This is a genomic window from Pseudomonas sp. 21615526, assembly GCF_013386245.1.
Classification (GTDB): domain Bacteria; phylum Pseudomonadota; class Gammaproteobacteria; order Pseudomonadales; family Pseudomonadaceae; genus Aquipseudomonas.
In genome coordinates, this window is the sequence record NZ_JACAOM010000005.1 from 1 (window position 1) to 24185 (window position 24185).

Here is a 24185-nt window from a genome sequence, read left to right on the forward strand (position 1 = left end):
TGTGGGAGCGGGCTTGCTCGCGAAAGCGGTGTGTCAGCCAGTGCATCTGGCACTGAACCACCGCTTTCGCGAGCAAGCCCGCTCCCACACTCACCGAGTCCTATCCCGGAACGTGCTGTCAGTGCAGTTTCAGGCGCGGCTCGGTCCCTCGCCCGATCTTGCTCCCCAGCATCAGCATCGCCGTGCGGAAGAAGCCATACAGCGCCATCTGGTGCATGCGATACAGCGACACATAGAACATCCGCGCCAGCCAGCCTTCCAGCATCACGCTGCCCGTCAGGTTGCCCATCAAGTTACCCACCGCCGAGAAGCGCGACAGCGAGATCAGCGAGCCGTAGTCGGTGTACTTGTACGACGGCAGGTCCTTGCCCTCGATTCGCAGTTTCAGCGACTTGGCCAGCAACGATGCCTGCTGGTGAGCTGCCTGGGCCCGTGGCGGCACATTGCGATCGGTGCCGGGTTGCGGGCAGGCCGCGCAGTCACCAAAGGCGAAGATGTTCTCGTCGCGGGTGGTTTGCAGGGTCGGCAGCACTTGCAGTTGGTTGATACGGTTGGTTTCCAGGCCGTCGATGTCCTTGAGGAAGCCTGGCGCACGAATCCCGGCAGCCCATACCTTGAGACTGGCCGGGATTACCTGGCCGCTGCTGGTGATCAGGGCGTCGGCCGTCACTTCACTCACGGCGGAGTTGGTCAGGACGGTCACCCCGAGTTTCTCCAGGGTTTTATGCACAGGCCCGCCGATCCGCTCCGGCAGGGCAGGCAGCACCCTTGGGCCGGCTTCGATCAGGGTGATGTGCATGTTTTCCGGCTTGATCTTGTCCAGGCCATAGGCGGCCAGTTCATGTGCGGCGTTATGCAGCTCGGCGGCCAGCTCGACGCCGGTGGCACCGGCGCCGACGATGGCGACGCTGATCTGCTCTACCACGTCCGTCTGCCCGGCATGGGCGCGCAGATAGTGATTGAGCAATTGCTGGTGGAAACGCTCAGCCTGCTTGCGGGTGTCGAGGAACAGGCAGTGTTGCGCCGCGCCTTCGGTGCCGAAGTCATTGGTGGTGCTGCCGACGGCGATCACCAGGCTGTCGTAGCCCAGCACGCGCGCGGGCACCAGTTCCCGGCCTTCCTCGTCGAGGGTGGCGGCCAGCTGGATTTTTTTCTGCTCGCGATCAAGCCCGCTCATGCGCCCCAGCTGGAACTCGAAGTGGTTCCATTTTGCTTGGGCAACATAATTGAGTTCGTCTTCCGAAGAGTTCAGCGAGCCGGCCGCCACCTCGTGGAGCAAGGGTTTCCAGATGTGGGTGAGGTTGGCATCCACCAGGGTGACGCTGGCGATGCCGCGCTTGCCCAGAGTCTTACCCAGGCGGGTAGCCAACTCCAGGCCGCCGGCGCCGCCGCCGACGATAATAATACGATGGGTCATGGGGATATCTCGCAAGGCTAAAGGAAATCGGTGCAGTTACCCGAGCGAGCGCCAGGCAGCTCATAGCGTCAGGTAACTCAAAAGGCGGCTCAGCAAACCCAGGCCGATCACTGCAACCAGCACCACGGCAAGGAGCAGCCAGGGCCGGAAAGGCTTGCGCTCGACTTGGTTCTGGGACAGTTGCAGGTACTCTTCGACATGCTGTTGGTCGTCGGGGTTCAGGCGGCTGGTCATAAAGGCCTCGTCAGGTAGACGTTGCTGAAGGGCGCCACGTTACAGTCGGGTGATTGGCGGCATTGCCTGAAGCATAGTCGCCAACCCGATCACAGGCTGATGCCCACATCAAACACTATGCTGCGCCCCAGATTGTTGCGCAAGAAGTCCGGTGCGTCCGGGTGCGCGAACAGTACGCGGGCGAAGGTCGGCCCCACGAGGGACAGCGAGCGCCAGCCCTGGCGCAGATACTCGGTGGGAGGAGGGAAGTGACTGTTGAGGTCCAGTACTTCGCGCTTGAGGCTGGCGAAGGCGATGAGGTCCAGCTCCCCCAGGTCCATCCCGCGCTCTTTATAGTTGTGGGCTTTCTTGCGCAGGGTGGGCGCCAGGCGCAACAGGAATTCGTGGGCGGGAATGCGCCGGGGCTTGGCTTCTCGCCGAACCAGTTGGCTCAGGGAAAACGCGCTGCGCCGCCGCAGCAGTTCGTCACGCCATTCATCGTTCAGGCGCCGGCCTTCATCGAGTACGAAAAACACTTCGAAACTGGCGTCGCGAAACAGCACGTCCGGCGGCTCTTGCCCGGCGGCGTGGAATTCTTCGGCGCGGTAGGGCACGTTCAAGCCTTGCAACAGGCGCTGGCAGACCCAACGCTCACGCTCCCATTTGCGGGCATTGGACAGGAAAGCATTGGCTTGTTCGGCCGCTACGGTAAGCAGGCGCAAGTAATCTGAGTCATCCATGTCACCAGCTTAGCGTCCAAATGATGACCGCAGGAAGTCCCGCGTCAAAAGGTCGGTGTAGACTGGCCACTCGACAGTGTCCCGTGGCATGAGGAGTATGCAGTGAAGTGTTTTGTGGTGCTGTTCTTGAGTCTTTTGCCCGTGTGGGCCCAAGCCGTCGAAGTGGGTGAGCGTGTTGCACCCTGGACGTTGCTTGATCAGTTCGACCAGGCCTACACCCTGGATGACCAGGCGCAAACCTTGCTCGTAGCGCGCAGCATGGACGCCGCCAAAATCGTCGACGCAGCGTTGCAAGGCCAGCCCAAGGGTTACCTGGAGACTCGGCATGCGGTGTTTCTCGCCGATATCCAGCGCATGCCCCGGCTGATCGCGAAGATGTTCGCGGTGCCGGCGATGCAGGCCTACAACTATCGCGTCATGCTCGACCGCGATGCCCGCGTAAGCCCGCGCTATCCCGCACCTGTGGATAAAGTGCTGTGGCTGCAACTGGATCACGGGACGCTGGTGGCGCAGCACGAATACGACTCCGCCGCTGAACTGCGCCAGGCCCTGGAGCAGGTGCAGCCGTGATCAGTGCAGCGGTGCTGGCGCCGGAAACCCTCAGCATCGGCTGGCTGCTGTATGCGCCGGTGGTGATGTGGGCGCTCCTGCGTTCGCCGTGGGTCGAGCTGTTTGCCGACCGCCGACGCCAGCACTTGCTGTTCGGCACCGTATTCGCACTGTTCATGTTGTGGTTGGTGCGCCGGGATTTCGACACTGGGGTGTCCTACCACTTCATCGGCATGACCGCCGTGACCTTGTTGCTCGATTGGCCCCTGGCGATCGTCGGAGGCTTTGCCGCGCAAATCGGCCTGGTGTTGCTCGGCCGCCAGGACCTGGCCGCCGTGGGGATCAACGGCATGCTGCTGATCCTGTTGCCGGTGCTGGTCACCGAGGGTTGTGCGCTGCTGGTGGAGCGGGCGAAGCCACGCAATCCCTTTGTGTATATCTTCTGTTCGGGCTTTTTCGCCGCCGCACTGTCGGCCTTGTTGTGCCTGCTGGCAGGCCTGGGCTTGCTGTGGTTCGATGGCCGTTTTGCGATGCCGGAATGGATCGAGGATTTTGTCGGCTACTTGTGGCTGATCATTTTCCCCGAGGCCTTTATCAACGGCATGGTGATCAGCGCCCTGGTGGTGTTCTGCCCCGAGTGGCTGGAGACATTCAACCGCACTCGCTACCTCTCGGCGCCCTGGAAGGATGACGATCCGCGGCCTTGATCCAGGTCAAATGCCGCACACGCAAGTGGTCGCATGCTCTGCAAAATTTCCAGGAGCACGGAATCATGAGTGTGTACGAGTGGGCACGGCAGGAGTTACGCAGAAGCCAGGACGCGGCGCAGGAAATCGGCTTTGACCCGGGCTTGACCCTGCGCGCCATGCTCAGTGCGGTGGTGCAGCAGAGCAAGGGCGTGCGCAGTTTTGAAGACCTGGCCGACGAGTTGCAATACCTTGCAGAGAATCTCGACGACCAGCAGGACTATGGCTTTATGCGGCCTTAGTGTTTGGGCTGAAAGTCTTCGGAGAACAGGTCGTCCTCGGCGTCCGGGCTGACCGGGATCTTGTGTTCCTCGGACGCCCAGGCGCCCAGGTCGATCAGTTTGCAACGGTCCGAACAGAAGGGACGGTTGACGTTTTCTGCTTTCCATTCCACAGGTGCGCCGCAGGTTGGGCATTCGACGTTCAAGGGTTGGCTCATGATCGGCCTCCACGCAAAGTAAGGTAAAAGTGGTGCAGTCGCTCGACCTCGGCGTGCAGCCGGGCCAGGTCCTGGTCATTGACCAGCACGTCATCGGCATGGCGCAGGCGGTCTTCACGGGTGGCCTGGGCCTTGAGAATCGCCTGCACCTGCGCTTCGCTGATGCCATCGCGTTGCAGGGTACGCTGTATCTGCAACGATTGCGGCACGTCGATCACCAGCACCCGCTGGGTCATGGTGTACTGGCCGGACTCGATCAGCAGTGGTGACACCAAGATCGCGTAAGGCGATTGTGCACGCGCCAGGTGGCTGCGAATCTCCTCGGCGATCAGCGGGTGCAGCAACGCCTCCAGCCAGCGGCGCTCGTCGGGCACTTCGAAGATCAGCTTGCGCAACGCGCCGCGGTCCAGTTGCCCGTCAGGCTGCAGCACATCCGCACCGAAATGCCCGGCAATCTGCGCCAGGGCAGGGCGCCCGGGTTCGACTACCCAGCGCGCGGCGTGGTCGGCGTCAATCAAGTCCACGCCAAGCCGGACGAAGTGTTCGGCGGCCGCGCTTTTGCCACTGCCGATGCCGCCAGTGAGGCCAAGAATCCAGGGTGTTGCGACAGAAGTGGTCATCTGAAACCGACAGACTGCAAATAGAAGTCGGTTATTTGACCACCCCAGAGCAATGCAATCCAGCCGGCAATTGCCAGATACGGACCAAAAGGCATTGGAGTGGATGCCTGGGCTTTGCGCAGGCGCAATAGAATCAGGCCTCCCATCACACCCACCAGGGAAGACAGCAACAGCGTCATCGGCAGGATCTGCCAGCCGCCCCAGGCACCGAGCATGGCCAGCAGCTTGAAATCCCCGTGCCCCATCCCGTCCTTGCCGGTAATCAGCTTGAACACCCAGAACACCGACCACAGGCTCATGTAACCGGCTACCGCGCCCCACAGCGCATCGTGCAAGGACACAAAAACGCCAAAGCTGTTGAGGATCAGGCCCAGCCACAGCAACGGCAGCACCAGCACATCCGGCAGCAGTTGGTGGTCTGCATCGATCAGGCTCATCGCCAGCAAGCCCCAACTCAACAACAACACCGCTCCGGCTGCCCAGCCAAAACCGAAATGCCAGGCGACAACCGCCGAGATCAGCCCGCATGCCAGTTCTGTGATGGGATAACGCGCGCCAATAGGTTGATGGCAACTTGAGCAACGTCCCTTGAGCAGTACATAACTGAGCAGCGGAATATTCTCCCAGGGGCGAATCGGGTGGTTGCAACGCGGGCAGCAGGAGTTTGGGTGCATCAGGTTATAGGGCGCGGCGACAGGCTCGGCGGGAAGGCCCAGTACTTCATGGGCCTGGGCTCGCCATTCACGTTCCAGCATCTTCGGCAGGCGCCATACCAGCACGTTGATAAAACTGCCGACAATCAAGCCCAGCAGCAACGCGCCTGACACAAACACCCACGGCTGATAAACGAGGATCTCAGTCAGTGGCGTGCTCAAAAGGCTGTACCGAGTTGAAAGATCGGCAGGTACATGGCCAGCACCAATGCCCCGACGATGCCACCGAGTACCACCATGATCAGCGGCTCCATGAGGCTGGTAAGGTTGTCCACCAGGTTGTCGACGTCAGCCTCGTAGTGGCAGGCGACTTTTTCCAGCATGTTATCGAGGGTGCCCGACTCCTCGCCGATAGCCGTCATCTGGATCGCCATGCCTGGAAACAGGCCGCTTATGGCCATGGATTCATTCAGCTGGATTCCGGTTGCAACGTCGTGCCGCATACGATTGATTGCCTGTTTGAACTGCCCGTTACCCGTGGCGCCGGCCACGGAATCCAATGCCTGCACCAATGGAACGCCCGCCGCAAAGGTGGTCGAGAGCGTGCGAGCGTAGCGGGCGACCGCCGATTTTTTCAGCAGTGTGCCTGCCACGGGAGCTTTCAACAAACTGGCATCGAGCCAGTGGCGAAAGCCTGTGGACGAGCGATAGGCTTTGCGCAGTCCTGCGAAACCGGCACCCGCGGCCAGGATCAGCATCCACCAGCTTTGCTGCATGAACTCCGACAGGCTGATGACGCCCAGGGTAAAGCCCGGCAGTTGTGCATCGACGCCGGCAAACAACCCCTGAAACTGCGGCACCACGTGAATCAGCAGGATTGCGCTGACAGCGGTGGCGACTGCCAGTACCGTCACGGGATAGGTCATGGCCTTCTTGATTCTGGCTTTCAGCTGTTCGCTTTTTTCCAGGTGAATGGCCACCCTTTCCAGCAGCGCTTCGAGTGCGCCCGCCTGTTCACCCGCCGCAACCAGGTTGCAGTACAGATCATCGAAGTAGCGTGGGTATTTCTGCAAGGCGACAGCCAGGCTGCTGCCGGCGGCGATCTCCTGCTTCAAGCCTTGTACCAGCGCCCCCATATGCCGGTTGTCGAAGCCCTCGGCGATGATATCCAGCGCCTGTAAAAGTGCGATACCAGCCTTCAGCAGCGTCGCCAATTGGCGGCTGAAGAGGGCGATCTCTGCCGGTTTGACCGGCAGGGAGAGGCTCGGCCAACCGGCGAATTTCTTGCGTACGCGACCAGGATTGATACCTTGCTGGCGCAGCAGTGCCTTGATCAGGGCGGGATTGTGACCGCGGGTTTCTCCGGATACCTTGCGCCCTTTGCGGTTGACGCCTTCCCAGGCATAGATCGCTGAAACATCATTCATTTCACGGTTCCGCACACAGACAGTGGAAGATTTATAGCTTAGTCAGGTGACGGATTCGGGCAGGCTTGTCGTGAGCGAAAAAATGTCAGTTTGTGCGTCTTGTTCAGCATTGGTTGCGCGGGGGTGAGTACACTGGCGCGGTTGCCGAGACGGGGTGCAGGATGCGCCTCGCGAAAGGTTTTATTCTGGAGAGTGAATGTGATGCGTCAGAAAGGTTTTACCTTGATCGAATTGTTGATCGTCGTGGCAATCATCGGCATTTTGGCCACCATCGGCCTGCCCATGTACACCAAGCACCAGGCCAAGGCCAAGTTCACCGCAGGGCTGGCCGAAGTCTCCGCGTTGAAGGCGGGCTTTGAAGACACGCTGAACCAGGGGACGCCACCGACCCTGGCGTTGATTGGCGGGACCAGCCCAACGGCCAACTGCAAGATTGACGTGACCGGCGACATCGCCACCGGTGCTGGCACGATTGCCTGTGAAATCCTCGACGCACCCGCGCCGGTCCTGGGCAAGATCATTACCTTGACCCGTAGCGCCACAACCGGCTGGAAGTGCACCACCACGGCAGAAGACCAATACGCCGCTAAAGGTTGTGCTTCCGGCGGCGCGTGATCATCAGGTCGTCTACTGTTTACGCAGCAAGGAAGAGCGTGTGTGTAAACCGCTCTACGCCCATCACAAGGAAGTAGAGGTTGCCGATGACGTCGTCTGTCCAGCAGCGGGGGAACATATTCCTCGTCGTGGTTATGTGTCTGCTGATGCTGGCTATCTGCGCGCCGTTCAGTAGCCATGACTGGCAACGTGCGGTGCAGATATCCGTGGGGCTGTGTGCGGTGGTGTATGGGCTGTGCTTGCCACGGGCAGAGCGATGCGTAGACAGGTCGACAGCGCTCGGGGTGTCGCTGATCGGGGGCGCGGGGCTGGTTTCGGCCCTGTTGGCCCACCAGCCACTCTGGGCGTTGACCGAGCTGGCGCTGCTCATCAGTTGTTGCGCCACTGCTGTGGCTTTCAGCCGGGCCAGGCGCAATGGGGATGAGTCCCTGGATCGTGTATTGGTCCTGTTCGTATTGCTGCTGTGCATGGTGAAAAGCATTCAATATCTGCACGCCGGGGTCCTCGCCTTCACCAGCGGCGAAGCAATCGTGAATACCGATTTGCTGTTGTCCGGGTTCTCCAATAAACGTTTCTACGGTCAGTTCCAGACCTTCACCCTGCCGCTGCTGGCGCTTCCCTTGCTGGTTTCAAACGTCGCTCGTCCAGCGCGGGGCGCAGTGTTCGCCCTGCTGTGTGTCTGGTGGCTGATCGCGATCGGTGGCGGTACCCGCGGCACCTGGCTCGGTATGGGCGCTGCCGGCTGCGTGCTGATGTTCCTGGGGCCGCAGGGGCGCCGTTGGCTGGGCTGGCAGTTGGCGGCACTGGCCTGTGGGTTAGTGTTGTATTGGTTGGTCTTCACGGTACTGGCAGGGTACTTGGGGATTGTAATTTCCAATGGTGCCGTAGATCGACTGACCACCAGCCTCTCGGGGCGTGGGCCAATATGGTGGCAGGCCTGGAGCATGATTATCGAGCGGCCCTGGCTGGGTTTCGGGCCGATGCATTTTGCCGACATCGCCAATGACATTGCCGCTCACCCTCACCAGGCGATTCTGCAGTGGGCCAGCGAATGGGGCGTACCGTCGACGCTGTGCGTGATCGCGTTGGTTGCGTGGGCGGGTTGGTCAACCTTGGGCGTGTTGCGTGAGCGTGCGTTGTCATTGGCGCCCGTGGACCTGCTGCGCCTGTGCCTGTTTGCCTCGCTGATCGGTGCACTGGCCCAGGCACAGGTGGATGGGGTGATCGTGATGCCGGTGTCGCAACTCTGGCTGGCGCTGGTGGTTGGCTGGCTGATGGGATTGCATGTGTGGCGCGCTCCATCGGTCGCCCCGGTGCCGGCGTTGTACAGGGTGTGGATGGCCGCGAGCGTCGTGGCCGTCGGCTTGCTGGTGTTCGTCGCGATTCGTGATGTGCCCCGACTCACGGAGCGCAGCGAGCACTACATGGGCCTGAGTAACGGTCACCTGCAGCCACGCTTTTGGGTGCAAGGCGTGATTGCCCTCGAAATGCAGTGAGTTGCCGGACGTCCAAGGCAGTGCTAGCTTTAGCCCACCGCCCGTGTAGCTCAGCCGGTAGAGCAGCGCACTCGTAACGCGAAGGTCGCAGGTTCGATTCCTGTCTCGGGCACAAAGGCAACACAGTTTTCAGATGATCCCAGAATGGTTCTGAAGGCCAGACGAACCGGTATTCATGCCTGTTCTTTTGTATCTGCGCGACCTTGATGACCCAGATGCATCCCCATTCCTCGATCTAAGAGAACGACATGACCACACAAGAAATGACCCAGGAAGCGCGGCACGAAGCAGCCCTCAAAAAGTACGTCGCGGAGTCGCCGGAACTGCTGGATGAGATCAAGGACCTGAGCGCCGATGATCAAAGGGACCAGATCCAATGGGCGTTTGAGGATGAGGCCGAGGCCCAGGGCCTGCAGCCATGGGAACTGACCCTGAAGTACACCTCCACCCCCGAAGCGTTCGAGGCGGCGCGCCTGGCTTTGCACAAGGAAGCGGCCGAGGTGTTGGGTGTCGACTGGAACGAGTATTGCGGGATGAACAATCTCGCGATCTGACACAAGTTTGATGTGGCGAGGGAGCTTGCTCCCGCTGGGTTGCCAAGCGGCCCCGAAAACCTTGGGAGCGCTGCGCACTCCAGCGGGAACAAGCTCCCTCGCCACAAAAGCAGGCGCTTACATTCAAGGGCGTTTCAGAGACTAAGCCGCATCGACAAATCCACCGCCTTCACATCCTTGGTCATCGCCCCGATGGAGATGTAGTCCACGCCGGTTTCAGCGATGGGCAGCAGGGTGCTTTCGTTGATCCCGCCACTGGCCTCCAGCTTGGCTTTGCCGTTGTTCAGGCGCACCGCTTCGCGCATGTCATCCAGGCTCAGCTCATCCAGCATGATGATGTCGGCGCCCGCCGCCAGTGCCTCACGCAGTTCCTCCAGGCTTTCCACTTCGATTTCCACCGGCTTGCCCGGGGCGATCTTGTGGGCGGCGCTGATCGCCTGGGCAATGCCGCCGCAGGCCGCGATATGGTTTTCCTTGATCAGGAACGCGTCATACAGGCCGATGCGGTGGTTGTGGCAACCGCCGCAGGTCACTGCATATTTTTGCGCCAGGCGCAGGCCGGGCAGGGTCTTGCGGGTATCCAGCAGCTTGACCTGGGTGGACGCGACAAAGTCCGCCAGGTATTGGGCGCGGGTGGCAACGCCTGACAACAGTTGCAGGAAATTCAGCGCGCAACGCTCGCCACTGAGCAGCGAGCGGGCCGGGCCTTCAAGGTGAAACAGCGCCTGGTTGGGGCTGACACGTTCGCCGTCGCGCACCTGCCAATGCACCGCGACGCGTGGGTCCAATTGGCGAAACACCGCTTCCACCCAGGCCGTGCCGCTGATGACGGCGGCGTCGCGCGTGATGATCGTGGCCTTGGCCAGGCGTTCGGCGGGGATCAGTTGTGCGGTGATATCCCCGCTGCCGATGTCTTCCAGCAGTGCGCGACGCACGTTGGCTTCGATTTCGGCGGTCAGGTCGGCTAGACGAAGATTGGGCATAACAGGCTCCACAAACAAAGTGCCTGGATTATAGGGGCAGGGCGGGCCTGAACCCAAGGCAACTGGCACCACGGGTGCGGTGCGCGATGTTCATTTACACGGCAATCACAGAGTTCGCTGGCGCAACAACCCTCATTTGCAAGATAATCTCGCGCCTTGCAATTGGCGTCATAGCTTTGACGTCACGGTGATAGCCCGATTTTCGCAGTGCCCCGGCGTGCTTCGCGCCGTTGCTGCACCGATCCTTCACACAATCGAATACCGCCGTTTCAGGAGGCCAGGATGCACAATGACGGGAAGGTGGTGCCGATCAATAAGGCACGGGCGACGCCATCGCCGCTCGCCCGCCTGCCGGTGGTGTTGCTCCAGGTCCGTGACAAGGCGGCGCAGCAACTCAGGCAGGGACTGCAGGAGCTGTTTGATAACGCCGACGACACCCTGTTCGAAATGGCCGACAAGACCCGCAGTAACGTCGACCACGGTATTTTCTTTGAGGCCATGCGCGACCTGCGCCTCAAGCGCAAGAATTTCGAGCGTGGCTTCATGGAGCAACTCTACGAAGCGTTTGCCAATCTTGGCAACGTGGAGCGCGGTGAGCTGCAACTGATTCCGGTGGTGTCCTACACCGCGGCGCCCGGGGTCTCGGGCGATGAGCTGGAAAAAGCCGTCGCGCTTGAGGCCATGCTGGGCAAGGTGCTGCGCCGTGACGGGCTCGCCCTTGGGCAATTGACAGCCCGGCTCAATGCCTTGCTCGACAAACGCCTGGATGATCGGGACAACCCCCTGGGCCCGGCAATGCTGTGCGCGTTTTTTCTGCAAGCAGGACGCAGCCTTGGCGTGGAAATCCGGGTCAAGCTGATCATTCTCAAGCTGTTTGAGAAATACGTGCTCAGTGACGCTGATCTGTTGTACGGCGAAGCCAATCAGTTGCTGATCGCCACCGGCGTATTGCCCGAACTCAAGGCCGTGCCATCGCGGCGCGCCGTCGCCACGGCCGAGTTGCCTGAAGACACCCCGCCGATTGCCGGCCACCCGGCAGACGACAGCGGCCAGGAAGTTTTCGCGGCGTTGCAGGAATTGCTGTCGGCAGTGCGCGGCAGCGTGGCACCCACGCTGGAAGCCAGCGCCGAGACCCAGCCCATCTCCACCCGTGACCTGCTGCGCCTGCTCTCCCATTTGCAGCAATATGTGCCTGAGCCTGAGGTCGAGGATGATTTCGACCTGCGCAACCAGCTTGAACAATTGCTGACCCGGGTCAGCGTCAAGAGCGGCAAGTCTCGGGTGGTGGAGGATGCGGACGAGGATGTGATCAACCTGATCGCCATGCTGTTCGAGTTCATCCTCAATGACGGTACGGTGCCCGAATCCCTCAAGGCGCTGATCGCGCGCCTGCAGATCCCGATGCTGAAAGTGGCGGTGCTGGACAAGAGTTTTTTCAGCCGCACCAATCACCCGGCGCGACGCTTGCTCAATGAAATCGCTTCGGCGGCCATGGGCTGGAGCCAGCGCGACGATTATCAGCGCGACAGCCTGTACCTGCACATCGAGCAGGTGGTGCAGCGGTTGCTGAACGATTTTGTGGATGATCCGGCAATCTTTTCCCAGTTACTGACCGAGTTCACCGCGTTTACCCATGACGAGCGACGCCGCAGCGAATTGCTGGAGCAACGTACCCGCGATGCGGAAGAAGGGCGCGCCCGTACCGAAATCGCTCGTCAGCGTGTAGCCGAAGCCCTCAATCTGCGGTTGCTGGGCAAAGTACTGCCCGAGGTCGTGGTGCAGTTCCTGCAACAGGCCTGGAGCCAGGTGCTGTTGCTGGCGTGCCTGAAGCATGGCGAGCACTCGCCACAATGGCTGGCCGGGTTGCGCACCATGGACGAGTTGATCTGGAGTGTCGGCCTCAGCGAAGACACCGAAGCCGGCCGGCACCTGCTGGAGCAGTTGCCAGGCTTGCTGAAAGCCTTACGCGATGGGTTGAGCGGCGCGGCATTCGATCCCTTCATTACCCGGGAATTTTTCACCCGCTTGCAAACCCTGCATGTCCAATCGTTCCGGGGCAGTGCCGAGGAACAACCGTCGCTGTCGCAAGTCGAGGTGCGCGAGGCATTCGTCCTCAGTCCCGCGGCACCGGCCATCGAGGCGAGCCTGCCGGAAGATGATCCCGACCTGCTCAAGGTTCGCCAACTGCGGATCGGTTGCTGGGTGGAATTTCAGGAAGACGCCGAAAACACCCTGCGTTGCAAGCTGACGGCGATTATTGCGCCGGGCAATACCTGTATTTTCGTCAATCGAACCGGCCTCAAGGTATTGGAAAAAAATCCGCTTGAACTGGCCCTGGAGTTCAAGCGCGGCGCGGTGCGAACCCTGGATGATGCGCTGTTGTTCGACCGCGCCCTGGCTTCGGTGATTGGCAACCTGCGCCAACTTCATCGCGCCAAGTGATCGCAACCAGACAGCGGAACGCGGCATACTGAGTCACCCCAGCCTCGTTCAAGGAACCAGTATGCAGTTGGACCCCGCCAGCGGTTGGTGCCAGGGCATTCGCCATTGCCCCTCGCCCAACTTCAACGAGCGCCCCGGTGGCGAGATTTCCCTGTTGGTGGTGCACAACATCAGCCTGCCACCGGCGCAATTCGCCACCGGCAAGGTGCACGAGTTTTTCCAGAATCGCCTGGATGTCACGGAACATCCCTACTTTGAAGGTATTGCCGACCTACGGGTTTCTGCGCATTTTCTGATTGAGCGTGATGGCGCGGTGACGCAGTTTGTCTCGTGCCGGGACCGGGCCTGGCATGCCGGGGTATCGAGCTTCGAGGGGCGTGAGACGTGTAACGACTTTTCCCTGGGGATCGAGTTGGAGGGCACTGATGACCTGCCCTTCACCGATGCCCAGTATCAATCCCTGATCGCCCTGACGCGCCAGTTACTGGCCGCGTACACGGGCATTACCCGCCAGCGCATTTGTGGCCATAGCGATATCGCCCCGGGACGCAAGACCGACCCCGGACCCGAATTTGATTGGGCGCGCTTTCGCAGCGCCTTGCAGGATGGAGGACACGCACAATGAGTTTTCTGGTGTTGGTGCTGGCGGTATGGATCGAGAAGTTCTCGGCCCTGCGTCATCGTATACAACGTGATGGCGGTTGGTTGCGGGAACTGGCCAAGCTGGAGTCGAGCGCCAGCCTGGGCAAGCAGCCGTGGCTGATCCTCACATTGCTGGTGCTGCTGCCGGTGGCCTTGCTTGCGTTGTTGTTGCTGGTGCTGGAGCCAGTGGCCTATGGCCTGTTGGCGCTGCCGGTGCACCTGCTGGTGGTGATCTACAGCCTGGGCCGTGGCGATCTCCTGGCCGGATTGGGCCCGTTCCGTGATGCCTGGCGCCGGGGTGACCTGCAAGCGGCCGAACATGTGGCCGAACGTGACTTGAGCATCAGTGCCGACAGTGGTGAGCAGTTGCTGGAGCGGGTCCAGGGCCATCTGTTGTGGCAGGCCTACCAAAGCTTCTTCGCGGTGATTTTCTGGTACTTCCTCCTCGGGCCGGTGGCCGCCCTGGCCTACCGTCTGCTGGCGCTGGCGACCGAGAACAGCAAGAACCCACTGGTGGCCGAGCGTGCCGGGCAATTGCGCCATGCCTTCGACTGGTTGCCGGTACGTTTGCTGGCGGCGAGTTTCGCCCTGGTCGGCAACTTTGTGGCGGTCGGCCGGGTGATGCTGCATGAGCTGCTGAGCTGGGACATCAGTGCTGCGCAACTGGTGGAGAAGGTGGGCCTGGTGGCCGCGGAGATCCCGCCACCGGTGGTAGGCGCCGAGGGCATCAACAGCCTTGATCGTATCTGGGAGTTGCTGCTGCGTGCCGCCGTGCTGTGGTACGCCGGCTTTGCCATCTGGACCGTGCTGCCCTGATTTGCCCCCCCTGTAGGAGCGGGCAAGCTCGCTCCTACCTCGTTAACCTTAAGTTACAAACCTCCTTTTCGAATTGAGCTATACAGACAGAGCGCCAAATAGTGGCTATCTGCCGCCGCCCTGCGCCCTCAATAAAAATAAAAGAAAAGGGAGTTCACCTGTGAAGAGCTTGCTCTATCCCGCCGTCGCGTTCATGAACCGCCTGACCTTCGGCATGAAGTTCAGCCTTATCAGCGTGCTGTTCCTGTTGCCGATGCTGGCCACCAACTACTACCTGGTGCGCGATTCCTGGCGTGAATTCCAGGGCACTCGCATCGAGCTGCAAAGCCTCGACCTGCTGGGCAGCAGCCTGGCCCTGCGCCGCGACCTGGAAACCCTGAACAACCAGGTACAGATCAACGCAACCCTCGGCCAATCAGGCAAGGCCGGTGATATCGAAAACAAAATCACCGCCCTCGAAGACAGCCTGCTGCAGCGCCTGCAAAGCTTCCACGCCCTGTCCGCCGACCCTGAGCAGGCCGCCGCCTTCGAGGCCAAGCGCGATGAAATGATCGCCGCCTTCAAGGCCCAGCAACAGGAAACTTCACTGCTCAGCAAAAGCGCGCTGATCGGCAAACTCCTTAACAAGGCGCAGATGCTCAGCCAGATCATCGCCAGCCAGTCGGGATTGAGCCGTGACCCTCAGGGCGACCTGCGCCAACTCAGTGAACTGATCACCAGCGTCACCCCGCAAGTCACCCAGACCCTGGGCGAAGGCCGGGCCATGGGGGCTTATTCGTTGGGCCAGGGTTTTCTCAATTCGTCGTCCAGCACTCGTTTTGACGAGTTGCTGCAGCAACTGGAAAAGCTCCAGGCGGAATACGGCCTGAAACTGCAGGATGCCCTCGGCTCCAGCAAGCCCGCCCACGCAGCATTGGCGAGCCTGGCGGACGCGAGCAAGGCCAGCCTCAAGCAAGGCAGTGAGTTGTTCGAAGAGCAGGTCGTCATGGCCGAAACCCTCGACGCCCCATGGCAAGACTTCTACGACGACGTCAGCACGTTGATGGCCAAGACCTATCAGCTCGACGAAGCCACCCTGACCTTTCTCGAGCAGCAACTGGAGCAACGCCTGTCGGAAAACCGCACGCACATGATCGGATTGGTGGCGGCACTGGCGTCGGTGTTTTTGCTGATCTTCTATTTGTATGCCGGTTTCTACGCCTCCACCCGCACCACCTTGCGCCGCCTGGGGGCGACGATGGACAAGGTGGCGGCCGGTGACATGACCGTCACCTTCATCGCCCACAGCCGCGACGAACTGGGGGATTTGGGCCAGGTGTTCAACGCTACCGTGGCAAAGATCCATGACCTGATCGAGCGGGTAGGGCACACCGTCAACCAGGTCGAACACCAGGCCGGGCAAGTGGAGTCGGTCTCGGCCAGCAGCAACCAGGCCGTGTCCGGCCAACGCAGCCAGATCGAGCAGGTGGCGACCGCCATGAACCAGATGTCCTCCACTGCCCTGGAAGTGGCGCGCAGTGCAGCGGCGGCGGTCAGCAGCGCCCACAGCGTCAACGATGAAACCGTCAGCGGACGCGGCCTGGTGCAGTCCCAGCAAGGCAGTATCGCGGCGTTGGCTTCGGAGATCGATCAATCGGTACGGGTCATCAACCAGTTGGCCATCGACAGCCAATCCATCAGTCGCGTGCTGGAAGTGATCAAGAGCATTGCCGAACAGACCAATCTGCTGGCGTTGAATGCCGCCATCGAGGCCGCGCGCGCGGGTGAGCAAGGACGCGGTTTCGCCGTGGTGGCCGATGAAGTGCGCACTTTGGCCCGGCGCACCCAGCACTCCACCGAAGAGATCGAGCAGATGATTGCCAAGCTCCACAGCGGTGTCGGCGCTGCGGTGAAGGCCATGGGCACCAGCCACGAGATGGCCAATGGCACGGTGGGGCAGTCGGAAAAAGTCCAGCAGGCCCTCGAAAACATCCTCGGCGCGGTAGGCATGATCGTCGACCAGAACCAGCAGATTGCCGCCGCCGTCGAACAGCAGACTGCCGTGGCCCATGACATCGATCAGAACATCGTCGAGATCAATCGCGCCGGTGAACATGCAGCGCAGGGCGCGCACCAGACTGAAGAGGCCAGCCGGCAGTTGTCCTTGCAAGTGATCGAGCTGAAGCAGTTGATCGGGGCCTTTCGAGTGTGAGGCATGGCCAGGCATGCATCGGGGATGGGCCCCTACCAGTTGAACAGCTCGCAGGCATTGCGGGTGCTCGCCTCGGCCAGCGCTGAGGAGCTGATGCCCATGCGCTCCGCCAGGGCGGCGCAGATGTCTGGCAGGTGTTCGGGGCTGTTGCGCTGGCCGGGGTACATCACGGGGGCCATGTCCGGTGAGTCGGTTTCCAGTACCACGCTTTCCAGCGGCAGCCGGGCGATCACCTTGTGCATGCGCAGGGCTTGCGGCCACGTGGCCGCGCCGCCCAGGCCCAGTTTGAAGCCGAGCTTGATGTACTCGCGGGCCTCTTCCTGGCTGCCGGCAAATGCGTGGATGATTCCGCCCCGTGGCAGCCGAATGCGCTTGAGAGTGGCGATCACGGCAGCGTGGCTGCGGCGCACATGCAGCAGCGCCGGCAGTTGGAAATCCACCGCCAGCTTCAGTTGCGCTTCAAACAGGCTTTGCTGGCGTTCGCGGTCCAGCTGTTCGAGGAAATAATCCAGGCCGATTTCGCCCACCGCGCACAGTTGCCGGTGGCCGTTCAGGCGGGTCAGCCAGTCGCCCAGTTCCGTCAGGTCGGCGGGGCGATGGTCGTCGAGATACACCGGGTGCAGGCCGAAGGCGGCGAATAAATCCGCGTCGGTTTGCACCAGGTCCCACAACCGTTGCCAATTCTGCTGATAGACCCCGAGCACCACCATCCTGCGCACGCCCAGGCGGCGACTGCGGCTCAGGACTTCGCGGCGGTCCGTATCGAAGTCCGGAAAATCCAGATGGGTGTGGCTGTCGATCAGCTCCACACCGCTTACTCCGAGTGAATCCGCTGCTTGAACGTACGGCCGATGGCATGCACGCCGGGTTCGTAGTGCTGTTCTTCAATGGCCGCCAGCGCCAGGCGCAGCGCGGTGTCGGCAATCAACTGATGCTGCTGGGCCATGGCATTCACCGGCAGCGGCAGGAAATCCAGCAGTTGGGTGTCGCCAAACGTCCCCAGTCGCAGTGGCCGGGATTTGAGCGGGAAGTCATGCAGCGCGTCAAACACCCCTTGCAGCAGGACGTAGGACGTAGTCACCAGTGCGTCAGGCAAATGCCCCAGGCTTTGCAGCAACTGCTCCATCAGCTGTCGGCCACAGTCGCGGCTGAACGACTCGCCTTGTTCGATCAGCACTTCGCCGCTGAAGTCTTTCAGCGCTTGCTTGAAACCGGCGGTACGTTCCTGGCTGATGCTCAGCTCTGGCCGCGCGCCGATCAACACGATCTGCCTGGGCAGCGGGTGCAGCAGGCTGCTGGTCAATTGCTGGCAGGCCTGGCGATCATCGCTGACCACCGAGCAAAACTGCGTAGACTCCATCACCCGGTCGATGGCGATCACCGGCAAACCCTTGGCTTGCAGTTCGCGGTAGCTGTCGTCGGTGGCCGGCAGGCAGCTGGCGACAAACAGCGCATCGCAACGGCGGGCGCGGAACAATTGCAGCAGTTGCCGCTCACTGTTGGCGTCGTCGTCGGAGCTGGCGATCAGCAATTGATAGCCGCGGGCACGGGCGCCTTGTTCGAGCAACTTGGCGATGCGTGCGTAACTGGGGTTTTCCAGGTCCGGCAGGATAAAACCCAGGGTACGGGTGTGCCGGCTGCGCAGCCCGGCGGCCTGGGGGTTGGGCGTAAAGCCATGTTCTTCAACCACGGCGCGCACCCGTTCGACGGTTGCGCTGCTGATCCGTTGCTGTTCGGCCTTGCCATTGATGACGTAGCTGGCGGTGGTCACAGACACACCGGCAATGCGCGCGATATCACTGAGTTTCAAACCGGGATTTCCTTGTTTTTTAGAGCTTGCCCCGACATTTTGTCCAATCGTAACCGATTACTGCAGGCGACCATTGTCGCAACTCAACAGCCGAGTGGCTCTTCAATCATGGGAAATTAACGCGTAATCTGCCATAAATTCTAGATTAAACGTTTCAGCAAGCGTATTTTTACGATTATCGCGACGAGTGTGGTCCTGCCAACTGACCACTCAGTCAATTTTATTCGAACGCTTTTGCACTGATTTATTCAAAATAATACCTAGTGCGCCCGCCGCACTAACTAGGAGAACGGCATGCTTGAGCTCACCCACGAGCAGATATCCATGGGCCAGACGGCTGTGGATAAGTCTGCTGCCTTGCAACTGCTCGCTGAAAAACTGGTGGCCGATGGCCTGGTCGCCGAGGGTTACCTCAGTGGCTTGCAAGCGCGTGAAGCCCAAGGCTCGACCTTTCTCGGCCAGGGTATCGCCATCCCCCACGGCACCCCCGAAACACGCGACCAGGTGTTCGCCACCGGCGTGCGCCTGCTGCAATTTCCCGACGGCGTGGATTGGGGCGATGGCCAGATCGTCTACCTGGCGATCGGCATTGCCGCCAAATCCGACGAACACCTGCGCCTGCTGCAACTACTGACCCGTGCCCTCGGCGAGACCGACCTGGGCCAGGCCCTGCGTCGCGCCAGTTCTGCCGAGGCCTTGCTGAAACTGCTGCAAGGTGCGCCGCAGGAGCTGGCGCTGGACGCACAGATGATTGGCCTGGGCGTGTCGGCTGATGATTTCGAAGAACTGGTGTGGAGAGGCGCACGCCTGTTGCGCCAGGCCGATTGTGTGAGCAATGGCTTTGCCGCCGTGCTGCAACAAGTCGACGCGCTGCCCCTGGGCGATGGCCTGTGGTGGCTGCACAGCGAGCAGACAGTGAAGCGTCCCGGCCTGGCCTTCGTCACTCCGGACAAACCCATGCGTTACCTGGGCCAGCCCTTGAGCGGCCTGTTCTGCCTGGCCAGCCTCGGCGAGGCCCACCAGACCTTGCTCGAACGCCTGTGTGCCTTGCTGATCGAAGGCCGTGGCCAGGAACTCGGCCGCGCCACCAGCAGCCGGGCCGTACTGGAAGTGCTCGGCGGTGAACTGCCCGCCGACTGGCCAAGCGTGCGCATTGCCCTGGCCAACGCCCACGGGCTGCATGCGCGCCCGGCGAAGATCCTCGCGCAATTGGCGAAAAGTTTTGCCGGTGAAATCCGTGTGCGCATCGTCGATGGAGACGTCGGCGCGGTATCGGTAAAAAGCCTGAGCAAGTTGCTCAGCCTCGGTGCGCGTCGCGGCCAGGTACTGGAGTTTGTCGCCGAGCCAACCATTGCCGGTGACGCCTTGCCCGCCTTGCTGGCGGCAGTGGAAGACGGCCTCGGCGAAGAAGTCGAGCCGCTGCCGGCAGTCAGCGCCCAACGAGCCGTGGTCGAGATCGAACCGGTCATCAGCGCGCCAGTGTCCGGCAGCCTGATCCAGGCCATTGCCGCCGCCCCCGGCATTGCGATTGGCCCGGCGCATATCCAGGTGCTGCAACCTTTCGAATACCCGCTGCGCGGCGAGTCGCCGGTGATCGAGCGCCAGCGCCTGCACGCGGCGTTGACCGACGTGCGCCGGGACATCCAGGGCCTGATCGAGCGCAGCAAGTCCAAGGCCATCCGCGAGATCTTCATCACCCACCAGGAGATGCTCGACGACCCGGAACTGACCGACGAAGTCGAGACGCGCCTCAAGCAGGGCGAAAGCGCCGAAGCCGCGTGGATGAGCGTGATCGAAGCCGCCGCCAAACAGCAGGAATCGTTGCAGGACGCCTTGCTTGCCGAGCGCGCCGCCGATCTGCGTGACATTGGCCGCCGCGTGCTGGCGCAACTGTGCGGCGTCGAAACCGCCCAGGAGCCGGACGAACCCTACATCCTGGTGATGGACGAAGTGGGTCCCTCGGACGTGGCGCGCCTGGACCCGGTGCGTGTCGCCGGCATCCTCACTGCCCGTGGCGGCGCCACCGCCCACAGCGCCATCGTCGCCCGTGCTTTGGGCATTCCCGCGCTGGTGGGTGCAGGCCCTGCTGTATTGCTGTTGGCTTCGGGCACGCCGTTGTTGCTGGATGGCCAGCGCGGTCGCCTGCATGTGGACGCCGACGCCGCCACCTTGCAGCGCGCCACCGTCGAACGCGACACCCGCGAACAACGCTTGAAAGCCGCCGCAGCGCAACGCCATGAACCGGCCCTGACCCGCGATGGCCATGCCGTCGAAGTATTCGCCAATATCGGCGAAAGCGCCGGGGTTGCCGGCGCGGTGGAGCAGGGCGCCGAAGGCATCGGCCTGCTGCGCACCGAACTGATTTTCATGGCCCACAAACAAGCGCCCGACGAGGCCACCCAGGAAGCCGAATACCGCCGCGTGCTCGACGGCCTGGGCGGTCGGCCGCTGGTGGTGCGCACCCTTGATGTGGGCGGTGACAAACCGCTGCCTTACTGGCCGATCGCCAAGGAAGAAAACCCCTTCCTCGGCGTGCGCGGCATCCGCCTGACCCTGCAACGCCCGCAGATCATGGAAGCGCAATTGCGCGCGCTGTTGCGTTCGGCAGACAACCGTCCACTGCGCATCATGTTCCCCATGGTTGGCAGTGTTGACGAGTGGCGCCAGGCCCGGGACATGACCGAGCGCCTGCGCCTGGAAATCCCGGTGGCCGACCTGCAACTGGGGATCATGATCGAAGTGCCGTCGGCCGCGTTGCTGGCGCCGGTACTGGCCAAGGAAGTGGACTTCTTCAGCGTCGGCACCAACGACCTGACCCAATACACCCTGGCCATCGACCGTGGCCATCCGACGCTGTCGGCCCAGGCTGACGGCCTGCATCCGGCGGTGTTGCAACTGATCGACATCACCGTGCGCGCCGCCCATGCCCATGGCAAATGGGTCGGCGTGTGCGGCGAGCTGGCAGCCGACCCTTTGGCAGTTCCGGTGCTGATCGGCCTGGGAGTGGATGAGCTGAGTGTGTCTGCGCGCAGCATCCCCGAGGTCAAGGCACGGGTGCGTGAATTCAGTCTGAGCGAGGCCCAGGGCCTGGCACAAAAAGCCCTGGCGGTGGGTTCTCCCGCCGAAGTGCGTGCGCTTGTGGAGGCCGTGTAAATGGCAAGGATTTTAAGCCTGACGCTGAACCCGGCGTTGGACCTGACGGTGCGCCTGGCGCGCCTGGAACCTGGCGAGGTCAACCGCAGCGAAGCGATGATCACCCACGCTGCCGGCAAGGGCGTGAACGTCGCGCAGGTGCTGGCGGACCTTGGTCATCAGGTGACCGTGGGCGGCTTTCTTGGAGAGGACAATCCCCAGGCATTCGAGATGCTGATTGCCCGTCGCGGTTTTACCGATGCCTTTATTCGAGTGCCGGGCGAAACCCGCAGCAATATCAAGATCGCCGAGCAGGACGGGCGGGTCACGGATGTCAATGCGCCGGGCCCGTTGGTCAGCGAGCAGGCGCAACACGCACTGCTTGAGCAACTGGCGCGGATTGCTCCGGGATACGACGCCGTCGTCGTGGCCGGCAGCCTGCCACGCGGCATCACCCCTCAGTGGTTCCAGGGCCTGCTGCAGCAACTGAAAAACCTCGGCTTGAAAGTCGCCCTGGACACCAGCGGCGAAGCGCTGCGCGCTGGATTGAACGCCGGCCCGTGGTTGGTCAAACCCAATACCGAAGAACTGGCCGATGCCCTCGGTCACTCCACAGATGCCATCCGCCAACTGCATCGGCAAGGTGTGGAGCATGTGGTGGTCTCCGACGGTGCCGCGGGTGTGAGCTGGTACAGCCCGGAAACGGCGCTGCACGCCACGCCGCCCAAGGTAATCGTGGCCAGTACCGTAGGCGCCGGCGACTCGCTGCTGGCCGGGATGCTTCACGGTTTGCTCAGTGGCGATACGCCGGAGCAGACCCTGGGCCGCGCCACCGCCATTGCCGCGATGGCGGTCACGCAGATCGGCTTTGGCATCACCGACGAAGCGCAGCTTGAGACTTTGCAGAGCGGCGTCCACGTGCGCCCGCTGACAGAACAATAAGAGGGTTGGTCATGAAGTTAGCCATTGTTACTGCCTGCCCGAACGGCATGGTCACCAGTGTGCTGTGCGCCCGCTTGCTGGATGCCGCCGCGCAACGCCAGGGCTGGAGCACCAGCGTCGAAGTGGTCGACGTGCAGCATCCGGAACGCCAATTGTCGGCGGCCACCCTTGAAGCCGCCGAGTGGGTATTGCTGGTCAGCAGCACGCCGGTGGACATGCAGCGTTTTGTCGGCAAACGTGTATTCCGCAGCACGCCGGCCCAGGCGTTGCAGGATGTGGATGCGGTGTTGCGTCGCGGAGCCGAGGAGGCCCAGGTGCAGGTAGCTGACGCGGCACCGGCGAAAAGCACGCCGCGTATCGTCGCGATCACCGCGTGCCCGACCGGCGTCGCCCACACCTTCATGGCTGCCGAAGCGTTGCAGCAAACCGCCAAGCGCCTCGGGTATGACTTGCAGGTGGAAACCCAGGGCTCCGTGGGCGCCCGCACGCCGCTGAGTCCCGAGGCGATTCGTGACGCCGACGTTGTGCTGCTCGCCGCCGACATCGAAGTCGCCACCGAGCGCTTTGCCGGCAAGAAAATCTATCGCTGCGGCACCGGGATCGCGCTCAAGCAATCCGAGGCGACCCTCAACAAGGCGCTGGCCGAAGGCAAGCAGGAATCCGCTGCCAGTGGTGCCGCTGCCAAACCGGAGAAGACCGGTGTCTACAAACACTTGCTCACCGGCGTGTCGTTCATGCTGCCGATGGTGGTGGCGGGCGGTCTGCTGATCGCCCTGTCATTCGTGTTCGGCATTCATGCCTTTGAAGAAAAAGGCACCCTGGCCGCCGCGCTGAAAACCGTCGGCGACCAGGCGTTCATGCTGATGGTGCCGCTGCTGGCGGGTTACATCGCCTACTCGATTGCCGACCGTCCTGGATTGGCCCCCGGCATGATCGGTGGCCTGCTGGCCAGCACCTTGGGCGCGGGGTTTATCGGCGGGATCTTCGCCGGCTTTCTCGCCGGCTACTGCGTCAAATTCATCAGCCGCGCGATCCGTTTGCCCCAGAGCCTGGAAGCCCTCAAGCCGATCCTGATCATCCCGTTGCTGGCGAGCCTGTTCACCGGCCTGGCGATGATTTACCTGGTAGGGCCGCCGGTGGCGAAGATGCTCACCGGCCTCACGGATTTTCTCAGCACCATGGGCACCACCAACGCCGTGCTGCTGGGCATCTTGCTAGGCGGCATGATGTGCGTCGACCTCGGTGGCCCGATCAACAAGGCAGCCTACGCGTTTTCCGTCGGCCTGCTGGCAGCGCAAAGCGGTGCCCCCATGGCCGCGACCATGGCCGCCGGCATGGTGCCGCCGATTGGCATGGGCATCGCCACCTTCCTGGCGCGGCGCAAGTTCGCCCAGACCGAGCGTGAAGCCGGCAAGGCCGCGCTGATCCTCGGCATGTGCTTTATCTCTGAAGGCGCAATTCCGTTTGCTGCCAAGGACCCGCTGCGGGTAATCCCGGCAAGCATCGCCGGCGGTGCGCTGACCGGTGCGCTGTCGATGTATTTCGGCTGCAAGCTGATGGCGCCCCATGGTGGATTGTTTGTGATGCTGATCCCGAATGCGATCAACCATGCGCTGCTGTACCTGCTGGCGATCGTGGCGGGCAGTTTGTTGACGGCCGTGGTGTATGCATTCCTCAAGCGCCCTGAGACCGTAGAGCTTTCTGTCGCACCCGCCCAGGCATGACGCGGTTCATGTAGGAGCTGGCTTGCCTGCGATG

23 protein-coding genes and 1 tRNA gene are annotated in these 24185 nt (G+C 62.0%); 14 read left to right on the plus strand and 10 right to left on the minus strand.

Features of this window, described 5'->3' with window-relative positions; genetic code table 11:
* Positions 1-118: 118 nt before the first annotated feature.
* The 3 genes from HX786_RS01615 to HX786_RS01625 all read right to left on the minus strand — a co-directional run bounded on the left by HX786_RS01615 (position 119) and on the right by HX786_RS01625 (position 2370).
* Positions 119-1417 carry an NAD(P)/FAD-dependent oxidoreductase gene (locus tag HX786_RS01615; protein ID WP_003215906.1) on the minus strand — a complete coding sequence of 433 codons (1299 nt, stop codon included), beginning with the start codon at positions 1415-1417 and terminating at the stop codon, positions 119-121.
* A 60-nt stretch (positions 1418-1477) separates the two neighbouring features.
* The gene (locus HX786_RS01620; RefSeq protein WP_010174986.1) at positions 1478-1651 is read right to left on the minus strand and encodes a DUF3094 family protein; all 174 of its coding nucleotides are present in this window, start codon (positions 1649-1651) and stop codon (positions 1478-1480) included.
* An 89-nt stretch (positions 1652-1740) separates the two neighbouring features.
* Positions 1741-2370, minus strand: coding sequence for a DUF1780 domain-containing protein (locus tag HX786_RS01625; RefSeq protein ID WP_008437312.1), 630 nt, complete (start codon positions 2368-2370; stop codon positions 1741-1743).
* A gap of 102 nt (positions 2371-2472) precedes the next feature.
* On the opposite strand from HX786_RS01625, the gene HX786_RS01630 reads away from it, so the two are divergent.
* The 3 genes from HX786_RS01630 to HX786_RS01640 all read left to right on the plus strand — a co-directional run bounded on the left by HX786_RS01630 (position 2473) and on the right by HX786_RS01640 (position 3907).
* Complete coding sequence (locus HX786_RS01630) at positions 2473-2940, plus strand: FAD/FMN-containing dehydrogenase (protein ID WP_178911652.1); 468 nt, start codon at positions 2473-2475, stop codon at positions 2938-2940.
* A complete protein-coding gene (locus HX786_RS01635; protein ID WP_003215915.1) occupies positions 2937-3626 on the plus strand; it encodes an energy-coupling factor ABC transporter permease in 690 nt (229 codons plus the stop codon). The genes HX786_RS01630 and HX786_RS01635 overlap by 4 nt, the downstream gene beginning before the upstream one ends.
* A 65-nt stretch (positions 3627-3691) precedes the next feature.
* Positions 3692-3907: a hypothetical protein gene (locus HX786_RS01640; protein ID WP_003215917.1), complete on the plus strand. Its 216-nt coding sequence runs from the start codon at positions 3692-3694 to the stop codon at positions 3905-3907.
* Here HX786_RS01640 and yacG read toward each other — a convergent pair.
* From yacG to HX786_RS01660, 4 genes are read right to left on the minus strand one after another with little or no spacing between them, the layout of a single operon-like run.
* On the minus strand, positions 3904-4104 hold the full coding sequence (gene yacG / locus HX786_RS01645) for a DNA gyrase inhibitor YacG (RefSeq protein ID WP_003215918.1): 201 nt from the start codon (positions 4102-4104) through the stop codon (positions 3904-3906). The two genes, HX786_RS01640 and yacG, sit on opposite strands and share 4 nt — an antisense overlap.
* Positions 4101-4724: a dephospho-CoA kinase gene (coaE, locus tag HX786_RS01650; protein ID WP_003215920.1), complete on the minus strand. Its 624-nt coding sequence runs from the start codon at positions 4722-4724 to the stop codon at positions 4101-4103. Before coaE ends, yacG begins: the two co-directional genes overlap by 4 nt.
* A complete protein-coding gene (locus HX786_RS01655; RefSeq protein WP_372846146.1) occupies positions 4721-5599 on the minus strand; it encodes an A24 family peptidase in 879 nt (292 codons plus the stop codon). Before HX786_RS01655 ends, coaE begins: the two co-directional genes overlap by 4 nt.
* Positions 5596-6804: a type II secretion system F family protein gene (locus HX786_RS01660; protein WP_178911653.1), complete on the minus strand. Its 1209-nt coding sequence runs from the start codon at positions 6802-6804 to the stop codon at positions 5596-5598. The genes HX786_RS01655 and HX786_RS01660 overlap by 4 nt, the downstream gene beginning before the upstream one ends.
* Before the next feature lie 201 nt (positions 6805-7005).
* Here HX786_RS01660 and HX786_RS01665 point away from each other — a divergent pair, with 201 nt between their 5' ends.
* From HX786_RS01665 to HX786_RS01680, 4 genes are all read left to right on the plus strand, one after another.
* Positions 7006-7419, plus strand: coding sequence for a pilin (locus HX786_RS01665; protein WP_087694624.1), 414 nt, complete (start codon positions 7006-7008; stop codon positions 7417-7419).
* A gap of 86 nt (positions 7420-7505) precedes the next feature.
* Complete coding sequence (locus tag HX786_RS01670; protein WP_178911654.1) at positions 7506-8915, plus strand: O-antigen ligase; 1410 nt, start codon at positions 7506-7508, stop codon at positions 8913-8915.
* A 39-nt stretch (positions 8916-8954) separates the two neighbouring features.
* Positions 8955-9027: transfer RNA gene (locus HX786_RS01675), tRNA-Thr, on the plus strand.
* 136 nt (positions 9028-9163) lie between these two features.
* Positions 9164-9469, plus strand: a complete 306-nt coding sequence (locus HX786_RS01680) for a DUF6388 family protein (RefSeq protein ID WP_008437299.1) — start codon at positions 9164-9166, stop codon at positions 9467-9469.
* A gap of 134 nt (positions 9470-9603) precedes the next feature.
* On the opposite strand, the gene nadC is transcribed toward HX786_RS01680, so the two are convergent.
* Positions 9604-10452 carry a carboxylating nicotinate-nucleotide diphosphorylase gene (nadC, locus tag HX786_RS01685; RefSeq protein WP_008437288.1) on the minus strand — a complete coding sequence of 283 codons (849 nt, stop codon included), beginning with the start codon at positions 10450-10452 and terminating at the stop codon, positions 9604-9606.
* Between the two features lie 282 nt (positions 10453-10734).
* On the opposite strand from nadC, the gene HX786_RS01690 reads away from it, so the two are divergent.
* The 4 genes from HX786_RS01690 to HX786_RS32245 all read left to right on the plus strand — a co-directional run bounded on the left by HX786_RS01690 (position 10735) and on the right by HX786_RS32245 (position 16543).
* Positions 10735-12894 carry a DUF1631 domain-containing protein gene (locus HX786_RS01690; RefSeq protein ID WP_087694621.1) on the plus strand — a complete coding sequence of 720 codons (2160 nt, stop codon included), beginning with the start codon at positions 10735-10737 and terminating at the stop codon, positions 12892-12894.
* Positions 12895-12955: 61 nt separating this feature from the next.
* Positions 12956-13519: a 1,6-anhydro-N-acetylmuramyl-L-alanine amidase AmpD gene (gene ampD, locus HX786_RS01695; protein ID WP_003215934.1), complete on the plus strand. Its 564-nt coding sequence runs from the start codon at positions 12956-12958 to the stop codon at positions 13517-13519.
* Entirely contained in the window at positions 13516-14352 is an 837-nt protein-coding gene (ampE, locus tag HX786_RS01700) for a regulatory signaling modulator protein AmpE (protein ID WP_003215936.1), read from the plus strand. Before ampD ends, ampE begins: the two co-directional genes overlap by 4 nt.
* Before the next feature lie 1486 nt (positions 14353-15838).
* A complete protein-coding gene (locus HX786_RS32245) occupies positions 15839-16543 on the plus strand; it encodes a methyl-accepting chemotaxis protein (protein WP_372846169.1) in 705 nt (234 codons plus the stop codon).
* A gap of 32 nt (positions 16544-16575) precedes the next feature.
* Here HX786_RS32245 and HX786_RS01710 read toward each other — a convergent pair whose 3' ends face one another.
* The gene (locus tag HX786_RS01710) at positions 16576-17352 is read right to left on the minus strand and encodes a TatD family hydrolase (RefSeq protein ID WP_134327328.1); all 777 of its coding nucleotides are present in this window, start codon (positions 17350-17352) and stop codon (positions 16576-16578) included.
* Between the two features lie 5 nt (positions 17353-17357).
* Positions 17358-18353, minus strand: a complete 996-nt coding sequence (cra, locus tag HX786_RS01715) for a catabolite repressor/activator (RefSeq protein WP_177044338.1) — start codon at positions 18351-18353, stop codon at positions 17358-17360.
* Between the two features lie 294 nt (positions 18354-18647).
* Between cra and ptsP the strand changes: the two genes are divergently transcribed.
* Genes ptsP through HX786_RS01730 form a run of 3 tightly spaced genes read left to right on the plus strand, consistent with a single transcriptional unit; the run spans position 18648 to position 24151 of the window.
* Positions 18648-21506, plus strand: coding sequence for a phosphoenolpyruvate--protein phosphotransferase (ptsP, locus tag HX786_RS01720; protein ID WP_178911656.1), 2859 nt, complete (start codon positions 18648-18650; stop codon positions 21504-21506).
* A complete protein-coding gene (gene pfkB, locus HX786_RS01725) occupies positions 21507-22427 on the plus strand; it encodes a 1-phosphofructokinase (protein ID WP_177040239.1) in 921 nt (306 codons plus the stop codon).
* Between the two features lie 11 nt (positions 22428-22438).
* Positions 22439-24151 carry a PTS fructose-like transporter subunit IIB gene (locus HX786_RS01730; protein WP_003215951.1) on the plus strand — a complete coding sequence of 571 codons (1713 nt, stop codon included), beginning with the start codon at positions 22439-22441 and terminating at the stop codon, positions 24149-24151.
* Positions 24152-24185 lie beyond the last annotated feature (34 nt).